Raw genomic sequence first — 13777 nt, 5'->3', positions numbered from 1 at the left:
CCGTCGAGGAAGCTTCTGAACAGAAATATCAGGGGGGTCACTTTTGGACGCCGATTACCCCAATACAGGGGTCAATCTTGCATGCCGGTTCACAGTTTCTGCTACGAAGTGTCGTCAAAACGTGCAGGTTGCAGCCACGGAGCGTCTCAGCGAGTCTGGCAATCTGTAGCTTGTCCCTCCAAGAAGGATTGAGCGGGGCGCGCGACGTGCCGCGTTTCGGACCCGGCATCAAGAGCCCAGGAACGCCGCACGGCGCTCCAAGAGCGCGTCGCACAGATAGTCGACGAAGAGCCGGACCCGGCGCACGCGGCGCAGCTCACCGTGCAAAAGCACCCATGTCGCACGGCGTTGATCTAGCTCAGTGCCTGGGACGCGTTGCAATTCAGGAAAGACCGACATGACCCAAGTTGCGAGGAAACTCATCCCGGCTCCCGCGCGGACAAGGTGCAGGTGCATTTCCGGGTCGGGAACGGAGTGACGAAGGCGCGCCTCTGGAAAGGCCGATGCTTTGATCATGGCCGCCAGCTCGGGCACATCGCCATATCCTACCCAGCTCAGCCCTTGTCCTTTGCGACCCACCTCCGACAAGTTGCGATCGATGTATTTTCGGGAGGCCACCACGCCGATGGACAAGGGAAAGAGCTTCCGGCCGACTGCATGGTCCTCGATCGCGACGGCATGGCGGATCGAAACGTCGGTTTCGTTGCGGGCGATCGAGTCCAATGAGTATGAGAGACGTAATTCAATCTCGATCTCGGGATACAGCGTCGCGAAATCAGCCATCACCGGGGCCAGTAGGAAATGCGCTGTCATCGGATCGGCGGAAAGGCGAATTCGACCGGATGCTTCGCGGTCGAGCCCCTGCACTGCATTAAAGCCTTTGAGCAGCGCCGCTTCGGCCTCCAGCGCTTGCGGCAGTAGGCGCTGTCCGGATGCGGTCAGCGAAAGGCCGTCCGCGCCCCGCCGAAAGAGCTGGGTGCCGAGTTGCCCCTCAAGCGCTTCAACCTGGCGACGCAGTGTGGCGTGTGTGCCGCCCAGTTGCTCCGCCGCCGCCCGGAGCGAGCCGTTTCGCGCAACAGCCAGAAAAGCTGGAAGAGATTTCCAATCCATAATTCACCGGATCGTTTATGAACCATTGCGGTCCAAATTAGCCACTCTTCGGAAGAAAAAGAAACCTCTATTGCTCTTGCCACACCCAAGACAACGGAGATTCCCGATGATTGCGACACGCACTGCCTGGCAGATCCCGCGCTATGGCCGCCCCGAAATCCTCACGCCGGTCACGCTTCGTATGCCACAACCCGGACCGACCGAGGTGCTGATCCGCATCCACGCCTCTGGCGTGACGCGGGCCGATGGAATGATGCGCAAGGGAGAGCCGCTCTTTGCGCGCCCCTTCCTTGGCCTGCGGCGTCCGCGCAACGGGCTGTCCGGAACGGGCCTGTCGGGCGAGGTGATCGCAGTAGGCAACGATGTTCGCCGCTTCGAGCCCGGCGACATGATATTCGGCGAAGCCGGCATGCGCTTCGGTGCCAATGCGAGTCACATCTGCCTCGACGAAGAAGGGGTTCTGATGCCCAAGCCCGATGACCTGCCGCATGAAGATGCCGCGATCTTGTGTGACGGCGTGCTGACGTCACTGCACTATCTGCGCACTCTCGGTCAGGTCCAAAGCGGTGATCGCGTCCTGATCCTGGGCGGGGCTGGCAGTCTCGGCTCCGCGGCGGTGCAGATCGCCGCTGACATGGGTGCTGAGGTGACGGCCACCTGCAGCGCGCGCAATGCGAGCTTCGTTGCGTCGCTCGGCGCTGCACACGTGGTCGACTACGCCAACGAAGAGGTAATGAAGTCTGGTGCTGGCTATGACGTGATCTTCGACACACTCGGCGTTGTGTCATTCTCGGCCGCCAGACCGGCGCTTGCCAAGGCGGGACGTTACCTCTGCCCGGTCCTGACGGTGGGGCGTTTGCCCGCGATCCTGCTCTCGCGCGTTGTCGGCCGCAAACGTGCGCTTTTCGCGGCCGTGGGTCTGGAGAAGCCGCAGAGCCTGCGGGACATGCTCTCGGAGATCCTGACCAAGATCGAACAGGACCATATCATCCCGGTCATAGACCGCGTCTTCCCGTTATCCGACCTCGTCGAGGCACACGCTTATGTCGAGGCTGGGCACAAGCGTGGCAATGTCGTTGTAGTGTGAGGGTTTTGCAGCAACATCATCGTAACAATCACCCACTCATTTGGAGAGACTACCATGAAAATGAACTACTTCGTCGTCGGAACGAATGACATGCCTGCGTCCAGAGCCTTCTATGATGCGCTATTTGCAGACGCGGGGCTTCAAGGCATGGCTCCTTCGGAGCGCATGACCTACTGGCTCGGCGAGGATTTTGCCTTCGCCGTTGCAAAGCCCTTCGATGAAAAGCCGGCGACCAATGGAAATGGCACAATGGTTGGCTTCTCCGTCGGCGACCAAGAAGAAGTTGACACTCTCGCCGGCCTTTGCGCAAATCGTTTCTCCCGCAACCATAAATTCCAGCTCGCCGTCGATGACGAAGAAGGTTTCCGTTTCGCCCGCGTGGTGGTTGGGAGGCGCGCCGAGGCCGGGGGGCACGATGCATTCGACCATGCAATACTTGCCCGAGACTTCGCTCGGGAAAGCATGAAAGGTCATCAAGATGCCGAGCGTCTCGTATCGACGGGGCCGTGTGGCTGTGTCTTGGTCGGCTTGGGCCATGATTCTCTCCTTGAATTATGTATGCTATAGACGGATGATACATGAGTCTCATTATGAGACAATAGTCTCACAAACGGAGGGGACGGTTTGTCCTTCGAACGCCACTCGCAGAAATCCCGCACCCGCACGGCGCTACTTGCCACTGCCCGGCGCATCTTGTCGGACAAGGGAACGCTGACGATCCCCGAGGTGGCGGAGGCTGCGGGCATCTCGCGCGCAACAGCCTATCGTTATTTTTCTGATCCCTCCGTGCTGGCCGCCGAGGCCGGTATCGATGTGAGTACGAAACCCTATGAAGATATCGTGCGCGACTGCACCGATACGCGTGAACGGGTCTTGGCGGTCGCCCTGTTCTTCTTTGATCAGGCTGTCGAACACGAGGGCGAATTTCGGAGTTTTCTGTCCAGCTGGCTCGAAAGCTGGCGGCTCGACAGTGACGCGCCGACGCGCGGCGGGCGACGCGTTGCGATGTTTAATTCAGCGCTTGAGGACGCCCGCGACAAAATTGGAGACGAGGTCTGCGAGCGGCTTGTTCGCGAGTTGTCGGTCGCAACGGGAACCGAAGCCATGATTGCCTTGCTAGATGTCGTCGGTACCGACCCCGCGACCGCCCGCGCCACGATCGAGCATATGGTGGGAGCGCTGCTCAACGCCTCGCTGGGTGGCCCGCAAACAGGCGGTGATCGTCCAGATCGAGCTTAGGCTCATGCCCCTCCCAGTTCATGCACCGGCACCGTGGTCAGGCCACGGGGCGTGATGTGAAGCATCGCATGCCAAGATTGGTTGATTAAGGGTGTATGGACCAACCGATATTTCCCGAGGAACTGGTTTCAGAGATGGGGCGCAGTGCGGGTCTCGGACCAATCGCCGCGAAGCCGCCGATCGGCGCTTTAGGATCGCGTAGACCTGAACCCTCCTTGGCGATTGTCCAGGGACCTTTGTTAATCTCGCGGCGTTGCGGCGAAAGCCACAAAACCAGCGAGAAACGTCTCCAGTCGTTGGCGTATCTGCTTGTCCGTCAATCGGCCTTCGTCGTCGAAAACATTTGCGGCCCGCGCTACCATCAATCGCCCTGACCACCATGACCGCGTCCCGAGGGTTCGCAGGACGGAAAGCCAACTGTCCTGCGCCAGTATCGTTCCAAACCCACCGGGCGACGCGCCCAGAACCGCGACCGGTTTGGCACCGAAAACCCGCGAGATGTCACCCGCCGGGCGACTTGTCCAGTCGATCGCGTTCTTGAAGACGCCTGGAATCGAATTGTTGTATTCAGGCGAGAACAGCAGCAGCCCGTCGGCGTCCTCGATCTGCGATTTCAGCGTTTCGACCGCTGGGGGCAGGCCGTGGGCCTGTTCCTCGTCGGCGTTGTAAAGTGGAATGTCCGCGATGCTGCCTTCGATCAAGGTGCTGCCCTCCGGCATCATGCCCTGCGCCGTGCGCAGCAGCGCCGAGTTGTAGGAGGCGCGTCGTAGGCTGCCGGAAATTCCCAGGATACGGGTCATTTACGTTCCACGTCACTTGTCAGACGGCCATTAGACCGGAGTGCGATTGTCACGTGTCTTGCCGAGGGCACGACACGCCGTCAAAGAAGAGATGCCGGGTCACGGCATCTCTTTCGGGTTAGGTAAGGCGACCAATCAGGCCTTCAACGCTTGCGGGATGTAGGCGTCGATAACCGGCAGCCGACGCAAGGCAAAAGCCCCGCCGCCCTGAATGGCCACAGCGACCGCCAGGGCGACCAGCAACGCGGGGAATTCCCAGCCGCCGCCCTCATTGCTGAACAACCAGCCATTGCCGGCATGCGCCCAGAACGAGCCGATCAGAACCGGCAGCGACAGGATCGCCGCAAGGCGGGTGTACAGACCGGCGATGATCGCCACGCCGCCGACGACCTCGGCAAAAATGGTCAGGTAGGCGGCGCTCGCCGGCAGCCCGAGGCTGGCAAAGAACGCGACGGTGCCGGGCACTGTGAACACCAGCAGCTTGAGCAGGCCGTGCGCCAGTAGGATTGCGCCGAGCGAAAGTCGGGTGAGAGTTGCGCCGACGTTGGTGTTGGATTCGAAGGTCATTGTCTGTCTCCTGTGGATGGGTGGCTTGTTTCTGCCCCCTATATCGACCATTGCAGACAAGTTGATAATATGGAGATATGGCATCTCACTCATTCCATTAAGTTGATAGTTCCATGGATCAGATAACACGTATCGGTATCTTCGTTGCAGTGGTGAGGGAACAGAGCTTTGCCGGGGCGGCGCGACGGCTCGGACTGACCAGCTCCGCCGTCTCCAAGCAAGTTCAGAACCTCGAACAGGATCTCAAGGTCAAACTGCTCAACCGCACCACCCGCCATGTCGCCGCGACCGAGGAGGGCGCGATCTATTTCGAACGCGCGAAACGGGCGCTGCTTGACCTGCAAGAGGCCGAGGAGGAGATCCACAAATTGAAATCGCATCCCCGCGGTCCCCTGCGAGTCAGCTTTCCGCAAAGTCTGGGCGTGAAATACCTGACACTGTGTGCCGCACGGTTCGCGCGGGCCCACCCGCATGTGGCGCTGGATGTCAGCCTGAACGACCGGTTCATTGACCCGGCGAACGATGGCTATGACGTGGTGGTGCGGATCGGATCGCTCGCCGATTCCTCGCTGATGACGCGGCGGTTGGCGTCATGCCCCTTCATGCTGTGCGCCAGTGCGGATTACATCGAACGGCACGGCCTACCACAGACGCCCGAGGAACTAGCCGCGCATGACGTGTTGGCCTATTCGGGCAATAACGCCGCGCATGAGTGGCGCTACAAGGATGCGGCGGGGCAGGTGGGGCGTGTGTCACTGAGCGGATCGCTGCGGACCGATTCCGGTGACATGCTGTGCCGCGCGGCGGTCGAGGGCATCGGCATCGCCATCCTGCCGGTCTTTTACGTCGCCGAACACCTACAGGCTGGTCGGCTGCAACGTCTTCTGCCGGATCATCTGACCTGGCCGGAACGGGATATTCATGTGCTGTTCCGCCCGAACCGCTATCAGCCCTTGCGCCTGCGGCTGTTTGTTGATCATCTGGTAAAGACCGCCAGTGATTTCCCGTGGGAGCGTCGGTAGACGGTCTGGCGCGCGCGCGCTCAAACTTTGATCTTCTCGATGTCCTTCAGGATCGCATGCACGGCGAGACCCGTTTTGGTCAGACCGTAGGTTTCTGTTCGCGCCGGATTAGACCAACCGGGCGAGATACCCGTGATCGTCCGGCGCAACACGCCAAAGCGGCAGGCTTGCCGTTCAACCAGCATATAGATCACATGGGTTTGCCACTGACCCCAAAGCGTGCGCAGCACCGCATCGGCGGCACCGGGCAGGCCGATTTCAGCGCTGTCGTCTTCCGCCAAATTTTTCGGATCAATCTTGACAAGATTTCGAGGCATTCCCAGCTATTTGGGTGCGGGATGCCGCTTCAAGGGTCCCGAAGATGTTGGTGCGATTGGATGCGTGTGCGGTGTAGCGCATTAGCCCCGCCATCGGCCGCGAGGTGCATTTTCTGGCCTTGCGTATCGACACACGTCGTCGTGCCTCTCGTCTTCGTGCCGGATCGAATCCGATCCCCTCCCTTTGCGACAGTCCCGCACCGCTAAGGCGTCTGCTCCGATGCGGATGCCCGATATTGTGATGATGAAGAGGAGGAAGTGATGTTGAGTTATGGACTGGTTCCAGCACGATGGGATCCCTTCGCCGATTTGCGCCAGTTGCAATCGCAGATGAATCGCATGTTCGAGACCGGATCGCGCGGCAGCCAAGGCGACAATTGGCCACCCGTCAACATGTGGCTGGGTGATGACAGCGTGGTCGTCACCGCCGAGATGCCAGGCGTCGCAAAGGACGATATCGACCTTACGGTGCGAGAGAACGCCTTGATCATTGCAGGCAATCGCAAGCCCACGACCGATGATGAGGATGCCGCATGGCATCGTCGGGAGCGCCCCTTGGGTGAATTCTCGCGGTCCATCCGCCTGCCACTGCGCGTCGATCCCGACAAGGTCGAGGCGCGAGCAAAGAACGGCATCCTTGAGATCGAGATGGGCCGCCCCGACGTCGAACGGCCACGCAAGATCAAGGTCAAGGCAAGCTGACCAATCGCAACGAAAGGAGGAAAGACCATGGCGAATGAAATGACGAAAACCGGTGGTGATGTGGCCCGGACCGAAACGGAAGTGACCCGCGACATGGGTCCGACCTTTCGCCCCGCCACGGACATCTTCGAAAAAGACGACATCGTTACGGTGGTTATCGATATGCCGGGGGTCGCGTCCGACAGTGTCGACGTCTCAATCGAGCACCGCTCGCTCACCGTGCGTGGCACGATTGATGCACCCGCGCCAGAAGGCTACCGGCGCATCTATGCGGAATACGCGCCCGGCACGTTCGAGCGGGCGTTCAGCCTGCCCGACACGATAGACGCAGGCGGGATCGACGCCACGCATCGCGACGGCGTGCTGACGCTCACCCTGAAAAAGAGCAAGGACGCCAAACCGAAACAAATCAAGGTCAAGGCCGCGTAAGCGGCCGGACCGTCCAGAGAAAAGGAGGAAGGACCAATGGCATTCAATGATCTTATCCCTTGGGGCCGTGATCGGGACCGCGTGGCGGGCCGGCGCGGTGACGACGACAATCCCCTGATGTCTCTCCAGCGCGATCTCAACAGCGTGTTCGAGGATTTCTGGGGCCGTCTCGACAGCTCATTCAGCGGCATGAATGCGGGCCCGCGCACCGACATCTCGGAAACCGACGAGGCGATGCTCGTCTCGGTCGACCTGCCGGGACTCGATGACGATGACATCGAGGTGAACGTCACCGAGGACATGCTGACGATCCGCGGCGAACATGAGAAGAAGTCCGAGAAAGAGGGCTTCACCTCGCAGTCGCGACGCAGCTTCCACCGGATGATCCCGGTGCCGCCGGGTGTCGATGCCGACAAGGCGGAGGCCGAGTTCAAGCGCGGCGTGCTGACCGTGACGTTGCCGAAAACCGAAGAGGCGAAGGCAAGGGTGAAGAGGATCAACGTCAAGTCCGGTTGATCAGACACGGGGGGGCCAAAAGGCCACCTGCACCAACTGGCTGAAGCGACATCCCGAGGTGGAAGTGGTCAGTAGAGATCGGTGTGGTCTCTACGACCAGGCTGCACGGCAAGGAGCACCGCAGGCGAAGCAGGTCGCTGACCGGTTCCATCATATGCAGAACCTGCGGCAGGCCGTCGAGGAGCAGATGAACCTCCACGGCCGTGCGACCGGCAGGGCGCTGCTGTCCGACGCTGACAATAGCACCGCAGCCGTCAGCCTTCTGAAGTCACGCCTTGCGCACAGGACATCTCGGGAAGAGATTTTCACCACCATCCATGCGCTCCGAAATCAGGGGCTTTCATGCAGCGAGATCGGGCGGCGAACAGCGTTCCCGCTTCGCAGCATCGCGAAATGGCTGCGGTTTGAGTCACCACCGGACCGCAGGCGGGCCGCTTTGAAGCCGACATCGCCGTGGTACTTTGAAGAGTTTTAAGCCAAAGCTGGAAGGAGGGCATTCGAACTGGCAGCGAGCGTGGTTACGAGGGGAGTCTGACGCATTTGCAGCGTCTGTCGGCGGGTTGGCGCAGAGCCGAACAACAAGCGAGCGACCCCAAGGTAGAGCACGAAATCCTTAAGATTGTCCGGGACCCGGAAACTGGGCACGCGATCTCACCGGTCATCGCGGCAGCGCTGTGCATCAATCCCCGCGGAAAGCTCACCTTGGATCTGGCGCGGAGAGTCGACGCTCTCAAGACCGGCTCTCCCGGCTTTGCAACGGTGCGCAGCCTCGCCATGCGGTTCATAGGTATCATTCGCGGTCGCCAGGCAAACCCGCTCCCTGCATGGATCGACGATGCGATCGAAACCGACTTTGTGCCCATCGTGCGCTTTACCCGTACCTTGAACCGGAACTTCAATGCGGTCAAAAACGCCATCGAGATTCCCTGGAACAACGGCGAGGCGGAACGTCAGATCAATCGTCTGAAAACCCTCAAACGCGTCATGTACGGCCGGGCTGGTCCAGAATTGTTGCGGGCGAGAATGCTCCCAATCCGCCACACAGATTGAGGCAGAGCCCTTAATGATGAGACTATTGGCGCCAAAAATCAGCGATCGTCTCAGAGATCGCTCTCCCATCTTCGTCGTGGCTCCGAGTCTTTACAGGCCTCCCGTCGAATGCTAGGGTGGCATCAACCGAAGCCAGGCCGCAAAATCTCGTGCCTTGCGGAAGCGTTCTGGGGTGGCGCAAGCGTCGCTATGGTCGTGAAGATCAATGGCTCGATTCCGGGAACTGTCACTAACCGTCGGGCAACATCGTTCACCTTGGCATTCCTAACAATCTGGACGTCGAGTTCTGCTAACTGCGCATCAAGTTGTCCCGATCAACACCTGCAAAGTGGCCGCTGCTTCAGCAGGGAGGCCGCTTTCCGGATTGTCAAGTATGGCAATCAGCTTCGACGCTTTGGACACCCCTTGTGAAACCACCTGTCCGAATTCGGTTAGGTGACCGCGCAACGTATCGACAGTCTCAGTGCGTTGACGGATCAGAAGTTCCGGAAGGCTGAACACTATCGCCGCCTCCTGGGCCTCTTTGCTTTTCACCGGAACAAAACACGTCTTAGGGCGCTGCGCCGCTTTGCCGATCGCTTCTGAACCGGCCGCATCATTCTTCTGACGCTTGACGAAAGGCTTTACATAAGCTGAAGGGATTAATCGCACCTAATGGCCAAGCTTGCCGATCTCACGGCACAAAAAATGGGCACCGCCGCAGGCTTCCATCGCCTCAATGCAATAGGGCAACTGACCAAAAAACTCCAGAATCTGCCCGCGCCGCAACTTCCTGCAATGCAGCACACGGCCCCCTCAATCCGCACCGTGAACATGGACCACGTTCTTTGCAAGATCGAGCCCGACTGTGATCTTCTCCGACACAACGGCTCTCCTTTGTGGATTTATGCATACCCATTTTGCACACCAATGCCGTCGGGGACGATTACAGCATCAGTCTCGCTCACAGAGTAACCGCAGCAGTTCCCCTACACATGGTATCCTCCATCCACCGCGATGACCTGCCCTGTCACAAAACGCGCCCGCGACGATGCGAGGTAGGTGACGGCCTCTGCCACGTCGCCGGGGGCGCCCAGAAATTTGAGCGGCACCTGCGCCCCGGCGGCGTCAAGATAGGCCTGATCAATATGGCCCTGTTTCGTCAGTTCCTGATATTGCCCTGCATCAATGATCCCCAGCGCGACACCATTCGCGCGTACGCCGTAGCGCCCTTCTTCCTTGGCGACGCCTTTCATCACTGCGTTGACCGCCGATTTCGGCACGACCGACAAAGCGTCTGCGGCCGCATAGCGAAACTGCGCGGCACTCTGGATCGCGACGATTGATCCTTTGGTGGCGCGCAGATGCGGCAGGGCATAGTGCACCACGTTGAAAAACCCGAACGCATCCTGCAGCAGGTGCTTTTTCATCTGGGCGGGTTCGATCCTGCTGAGGTGGATCAGTGGCACGACAGGACCGGCCGCATAGACCAGAGTGTGCAGACCGTCCATCGCGACCTCATCAATCAGGGCTTTGACGGCGTCTGGGTCTTCGACATTGATTTGATGGATCGACGCGCTTTTCCCTTCCGCCGCGACAAGGTCGGCGGCGTCTTGAGCACGGGCCATGTTGGCGTGATAGGTGAGGGCGACGTCGCATCCCTCGCGGGCCAGAGCGCGGCAGATTTCGCTGCCAACGCCGCCGCTGCCACCTATGACAAGGGCGCGTCCGGTTGCGGGAAAGGCGGGGGAAAGATCGGTCATCGGGCTGGTCCTTCGGAGGGTCAGGATGTCATGGCAGAGTTGGCATAGTGCCAGCCAAGCTCGGCCACCGGACGGGCCAGTTCACCGGCTTCGCGCGCATGAGGGTTGGATGCGGTGCCGTCGATCACACGTTTCATGACGCCCTGACGGATCGCGGCAACGCGGAACAGGCAGAACGCCAGATAGGTGTTCCAGTCCCGCTCGTTGACATCCTGCTGGCCGGTGGCCTCAAGATAGGCATCGCGGTAGGGGCGGATTTCGGGAATGCCCAAGGCACCCAGATCGGTATCGGCCAAGCCGCGAAACGCGGCGCGCGGAAAATGCCATGTCAGCATGTGATAGGCAAAATCCGCCATTGGATCACCGATGGTCGAAAGCTCCCAATCCACAACGGCGAGGATACGCGCCTCGGTCGGATGGAAGATCATGTTGTCCAGCCGGTAATCGCCGTGAATCAGGGCCCTGCGGCGTTGCTCGGGCAGGTTGTCGGGCAGCCACTCAATAAGGCGATCCATCGCGTCAATCGGATCGGTTTCCGAGGCGCGGTATTGCTTTGTCCAGCGCGACACCTGACGGGCAACGTAGCCGTCGGGCCGTCCGAAATCCTCCAGCCCGATGTCGGCGGGATCGACGCGATGCAATTGGGCAATGACACGGCCCAGTTCCCCATAGATCCGTGTGCGTTCGGGGGCAGGCAGATCAGGCAACCACGGTTCCCAGAACGAGCGGCCTTCGACGTAATCCATGATATAGAACATGGTGCCGACGATGCTTTCGTCCGTGCACAGAAGCTGCGCCCCCGCGACCGGAACGGCGGTATCCTGCAAGGCGGAAATCACCCGAAATTCGCGGTCCACGGCATGGGCCGAGGGCAAAAGCACGCCATCGGGTTTCTTGCGCAGGACCAGACGCCGCACGCCGTCAAATGACAGGACCATCGTCGGATTGGACTGCCCGCCGCGAAACCGCTCGATCGTGAGCGTTCCGTCGCAACCGGGCAGGGCCCCTTGCAGATAGCGCTGGAGGCGGTCCGGAACGACCGGGCCGCCTTTGGCAAGAGGTTCTGTTCCGGTAAAGCGCGCGGCATCCATGGCTTAGGCCGCTTCGGTGTATTTGCGCAATTCCAGTCGCCCGATCTGGTTGCGGTGCACTTCGTCGGGGCCATCCGCAAAGCGGATCTTGCGCGCGTGGGCATAGTAGTTCGCAAGAACGAAGTCCTGGGAGACCCCCGCACCGCCATGGGCCTGAATGGCCCAGTCGATCACCTTGCAGGCCATGTTCGGGGCTGCGACCTTGATCATGGCGATTTCCGCGCGGGCGGCCTTGTTGCCGACCGTGTCCATCATATAGGCGGCGTTCAGCGTCAGCAGACGGGCCTGATCAATCGCAATGCGCGATTCGGCGATGCGCTCCAGCGTGACGCTTTGCTCGGAAATCGGTTTGCCGAATGCAACGCGGCTCGAAACCCTGCGGCACATCAGTTCAAGCGAACGCTCTGCCAGACCGATCAGACGCATGCAGTGATGGATGCGCCCAGGGCCAAGCCGTCCTTGCGCGATTTCAAAGCCCCGCCCTTCGCCCAGCAGCATGTTGGTGGCCGGAACGCGCACATCGACAAAGTCGATCTCCATATGCCCGTGTGGCGCGTCGTCATAGCCAAACACCGTCAGCGGACGCATCACGTTGACACCGGGTGTATCCACCGGAACAAGGATCATCGACTGCTGTTTGTGCTTGGGGGCATCCGGGTCGGTTTTGCCCATGAAAATCATCATCTTGCAGTTGCGGTCGCCGACGCCGGATGTCCACCATTTACGCCCGTTGATGACGTAATCGTCGCCATCGCGCACAATGGACGCCTGGATATTGGTCGCATCGCTGGAGGCGACATCGGGTTCCGTCATCGCAAAGGCCGACTTGATCGTGCCATCCAGCATACCGGGCAGCCATTCGGCCTTTTGCGCCTCGGTGCCATAGCGTTCGATGGTTTCGATATTGCCGGTATCGGGTGCGCCGCAATTGAAAATCTGCGGCGAGAAATGGACCCGCCCCATGACTTCGCAAAGCGGGGCATATTCAAGGTTGCTCAGTCCTGCGCCATGCTCGGAATCCGGCAAGAACAGGTTCCACAACCCTTCGGCCTTTGCCTTGGCGGTCAGCTCCTGCAAGATCGGAGGATGACCCCAGCGGTCCTCTTCGATCTGTTCGTGATAAAGCGCCTCGTTGGGATAGACGTGCTCGTCCATGAAGGCCGAGAGCTTTTTCACCAGCTCTTTGGCACGAGGGGAGTGTTCGAAATCCATGGGCTTTCCTTCGTGAATTGGGGGGGTGAGCATCGCAGGCTGATGGACCACCGATGCTCTGAAGTCTTGTCGCTCCCGTCTCAGGCGGCGGGGCGGATGCCCGGAGGATTGTCCTTGATCACCTTGGCGCGAATGTCGGTGGGATCGAGCCGCTTGATGATGTCGAGCTGTTCCTGCGTCGGAGCCGGCGTTTCGCCCATCCCGTCGGCCTTGAGCAGCTCGAATCCGGTGTTGTCCTGCACCTCGTCAAACGTGACGCCGGGATGCAGCGACAGAACCTGCGCTGCGTGGTCTGGGCCGTTGAAGTCAAAGACGCAGAGGTTCGTGACCATCAGGCCGATTTCGACAAAATCCTCGGGCGCATTCGCGGGCCAGGTGTCTTTCTTGAACCCGACCGATGCCACCACGTCGACTTCGCCTTCGACAAAGGTGCGTTTTGTGTGGCTGGGAAGGAACATCGAATTCTTGTGACAGACCGAGTTGCCCGGAAAACCGCGCACGCCCAGCATCTGGACCTTTGGTTTTTCCAGATCGTCGCCCAACATCGAAATGTTACCCTGACCCCAGCGGTCGATCTGGACCGGAGTGACCATGGCATGACGCCGCCCCGACCAGACGCTTTCAAACACGCGACGATACGGCATCCAGCCGCTGTAGCGCGCCTTGTAATCGCCACGCGGACCAACCGGAACGGGGTCTTCGGTCAGCCACGCTTCGCCGTCGGTCATTTGCAGGCCGGGGTGATAGGTCAGTTTGGCAAGCCCGGCTGCGATACGCGGGACGGGGCCAATGCCTGTGACCAAAAGTTCGTCATCGTCGCGCCACGCTTCGGAGGCGGCGGCGATGACCAGTTCGGAAAGGGTGAAATCTTTTGCAGGTGCCATGTCGTGTCC

Annotated in this window: 15 protein-coding genes and 3 pseudogenes; 7 read left to right on the top strand and 11 right to left on the bottom strand. The window is 60.2% G+C overall.

The features are described 5' to 3' along the window. Window positions 1–228 precede the first annotated feature (228 nt). Complete coding sequence (locus tag ACGKZZ_RS13390) at window positions 229–1110, bottom strand: LysR family transcriptional regulator (protein ID WP_411224074.1); 882 nt, start codon at window positions 1108–1110, stop codon at window positions 229–231. A gap of 106 nt (window positions 1111–1216) precedes the next feature. On the opposite strand from ACGKZZ_RS13390, the gene ACGKZZ_RS13385 reads away from it, so the two are divergent. Then, a complete protein-coding gene (locus ACGKZZ_RS13385; RefSeq protein ID WP_411224073.1) occupies window positions 1217–2197 on the top strand; it encodes an NAD(P)-dependent alcohol dehydrogenase in 981 nt (326 codons plus the stop codon). Window positions 2198–2317: 120 nt separating this feature from the next. On the opposite strand, the gene ACGKZZ_RS13380 is transcribed toward ACGKZZ_RS13385, so the two are convergent. After that, a complete protein-coding gene (locus ACGKZZ_RS13380; protein ID WP_411224080.1) occupies window positions 2318–2626 on the bottom strand; it encodes a cupin domain-containing protein in 309 nt (102 codons plus the stop codon). 195 nt (window positions 2627–2821) lie between these two features. Between ACGKZZ_RS13380 and ACGKZZ_RS13375 the strand changes: the two genes are divergently transcribed. Beyond that, window positions 2822–3436 carry a TetR/AcrR family transcriptional regulator gene (locus ACGKZZ_RS13375; protein ID WP_411224072.1) on the top strand — a complete coding sequence of 205 codons (615 nt, stop codon included), beginning with the start codon at window positions 2822–2824 and terminating at the stop codon, window positions 3434–3436. Window positions 3437–3438: 2 nt separating this feature from the next. Here ACGKZZ_RS13375 and ACGKZZ_RS13370 read toward each other — a convergent pair. The 3 genes and pseudogenes from ACGKZZ_RS13370 to ACGKZZ_RS13360 all read right to left on the bottom strand — a co-directional run. Beyond that, window positions 3439–3549: pseudogene (locus ACGKZZ_RS13370) on the bottom strand (DUF5996 family protein); the annotation flags it as partial. 126 nt (window positions 3550–3675) lie between these two features. Beyond that, complete coding sequence (locus ACGKZZ_RS13365) at window positions 3676–4236, bottom strand: NADPH-dependent FMN reductase (RefSeq protein ID WP_411224071.1); 561 nt, start codon at window positions 4234–4236, stop codon at window positions 3676–3678. Between the two features lie 135 nt (window positions 4237–4371). After that, a complete protein-coding gene (locus ACGKZZ_RS13360) occupies window positions 4372–4803 on the bottom strand; it encodes a DoxX family protein (protein WP_411224070.1) in 432 nt (143 codons plus the stop codon). 113 nt (window positions 4804–4916) lie between these two features. Between ACGKZZ_RS13360 and ACGKZZ_RS13355 the strand changes: the two genes are divergently transcribed. After that, window positions 4917–5825 (top strand): LysR family transcriptional regulator, encoded by a 909-nt coding sequence (locus ACGKZZ_RS13355; protein WP_411224069.1) that lies wholly within the window; start codon window positions 4917–4919, stop codon window positions 5823–5825. A gap of 20 nt (window positions 5826–5845) precedes the next feature. Here the strand turns inward: ACGKZZ_RS13355 and ACGKZZ_RS13350 are convergent, their stop codons facing one another. Further along, window positions 5846–6106 (bottom strand): hypothetical protein, encoded by a 261-nt coding sequence (locus ACGKZZ_RS13350; protein ID WP_411224068.1) that lies wholly within the window; start codon window positions 6104–6106, stop codon window positions 5846–5848. Window positions 6107–6403: 297 nt separating this feature from the next. On the opposite strand from ACGKZZ_RS13350, the gene ACGKZZ_RS13345 reads away from it, so the two are divergent. From ACGKZZ_RS13345 to ACGKZZ_RS13330, 4 genes and pseudogenes are all read left to right on the top strand, one after another. Continuing rightward, entirely contained in the window at window positions 6404–6844 is a 441-nt protein-coding gene (locus ACGKZZ_RS13345) for an Hsp20/alpha crystallin family protein (RefSeq protein WP_411224067.1), read from the top strand. 27 nt (window positions 6845–6871) lie between these two features. After that, window positions 6872–7273 carry an Hsp20/alpha crystallin family protein gene (locus tag ACGKZZ_RS13340; protein ID WP_411224066.1) on the top strand — a complete coding sequence of 134 codons (402 nt, stop codon included), beginning with the start codon at window positions 6872–6874 and terminating at the stop codon, window positions 7271–7273. Between the two features lie 36 nt (window positions 7274–7309). Then, a complete protein-coding gene (locus ACGKZZ_RS13335; RefSeq protein WP_411224065.1) occupies window positions 7310–7789 on the top strand; it encodes an Hsp20/alpha crystallin family protein in 480 nt (159 codons plus the stop codon). 37 nt (window positions 7790–7826) lie between these two features. Then, window positions 7827–8839, top strand: a pseudogene (locus ACGKZZ_RS13330) (transposase); the annotation flags it as partial. A 9-nt stretch (window positions 8840–8848) separates the two neighbouring features. On the opposite strand, the pseudogene ACGKZZ_RS13325 reads toward ACGKZZ_RS13330, so the two are convergent. The 5 genes and pseudogenes from ACGKZZ_RS13325 to ACGKZZ_RS13305 all read right to left on the bottom strand — a co-directional run. After that, window positions 8849–9703 (bottom strand): annotated as a pseudogene (locus ACGKZZ_RS13325) (IS110 family transposase); the annotation flags it as partial. Window positions 9704–9807: 104 nt separating this feature from the next. Then, the gene (locus tag ACGKZZ_RS13320) at window positions 9808–10581 is read right to left on the bottom strand and encodes an SDR family NAD(P)-dependent oxidoreductase (RefSeq protein WP_411224064.1); all 774 of its coding nucleotides are present in this window, start codon (window positions 10579–10581) and stop codon (window positions 9808–9810) included. A 20-nt stretch (window positions 10582–10601) separates the two neighbouring features. Continuing rightward, window positions 10602–11672: a phosphotransferase family protein gene (locus tag ACGKZZ_RS13315; protein ID WP_411224063.1), complete on the bottom strand. Its 1071-nt coding sequence runs from the start codon at window positions 11670–11672 to the stop codon at window positions 10602–10604. A 3-nt stretch (window positions 11673–11675) separates the two neighbouring features. Beyond that, window positions 11676–12884 (bottom strand): acyl-CoA dehydrogenase family protein, encoded by a 1209-nt coding sequence (locus ACGKZZ_RS13310; protein WP_411224062.1) that lies wholly within the window; start codon window positions 12882–12884, stop codon window positions 11676–11678. An 80-nt stretch (window positions 12885–12964) separates the two neighbouring features. Further along, window positions 12965–13768 (bottom strand): CoA-transferase subunit beta, encoded by an 804-nt coding sequence (locus tag ACGKZZ_RS13305; protein ID WP_411224061.1) that lies wholly within the window; start codon window positions 13766–13768, stop codon window positions 12965–12967. Between the last annotated feature and the right edge of the window lie 9 nt (window positions 13769–13777).

This window comes from Marivita sp. S2033 (genome assembly GCF_046592965.1).
GTDB lineage: Bacteria > Pseudomonadota > Alphaproteobacteria > Rhodobacterales > Rhodobacteraceae > Marivita.
Note: the sequence above shows the minus strand (reverse complement) of the source record. Positions and strands in the feature narration are given on the sequence as shown.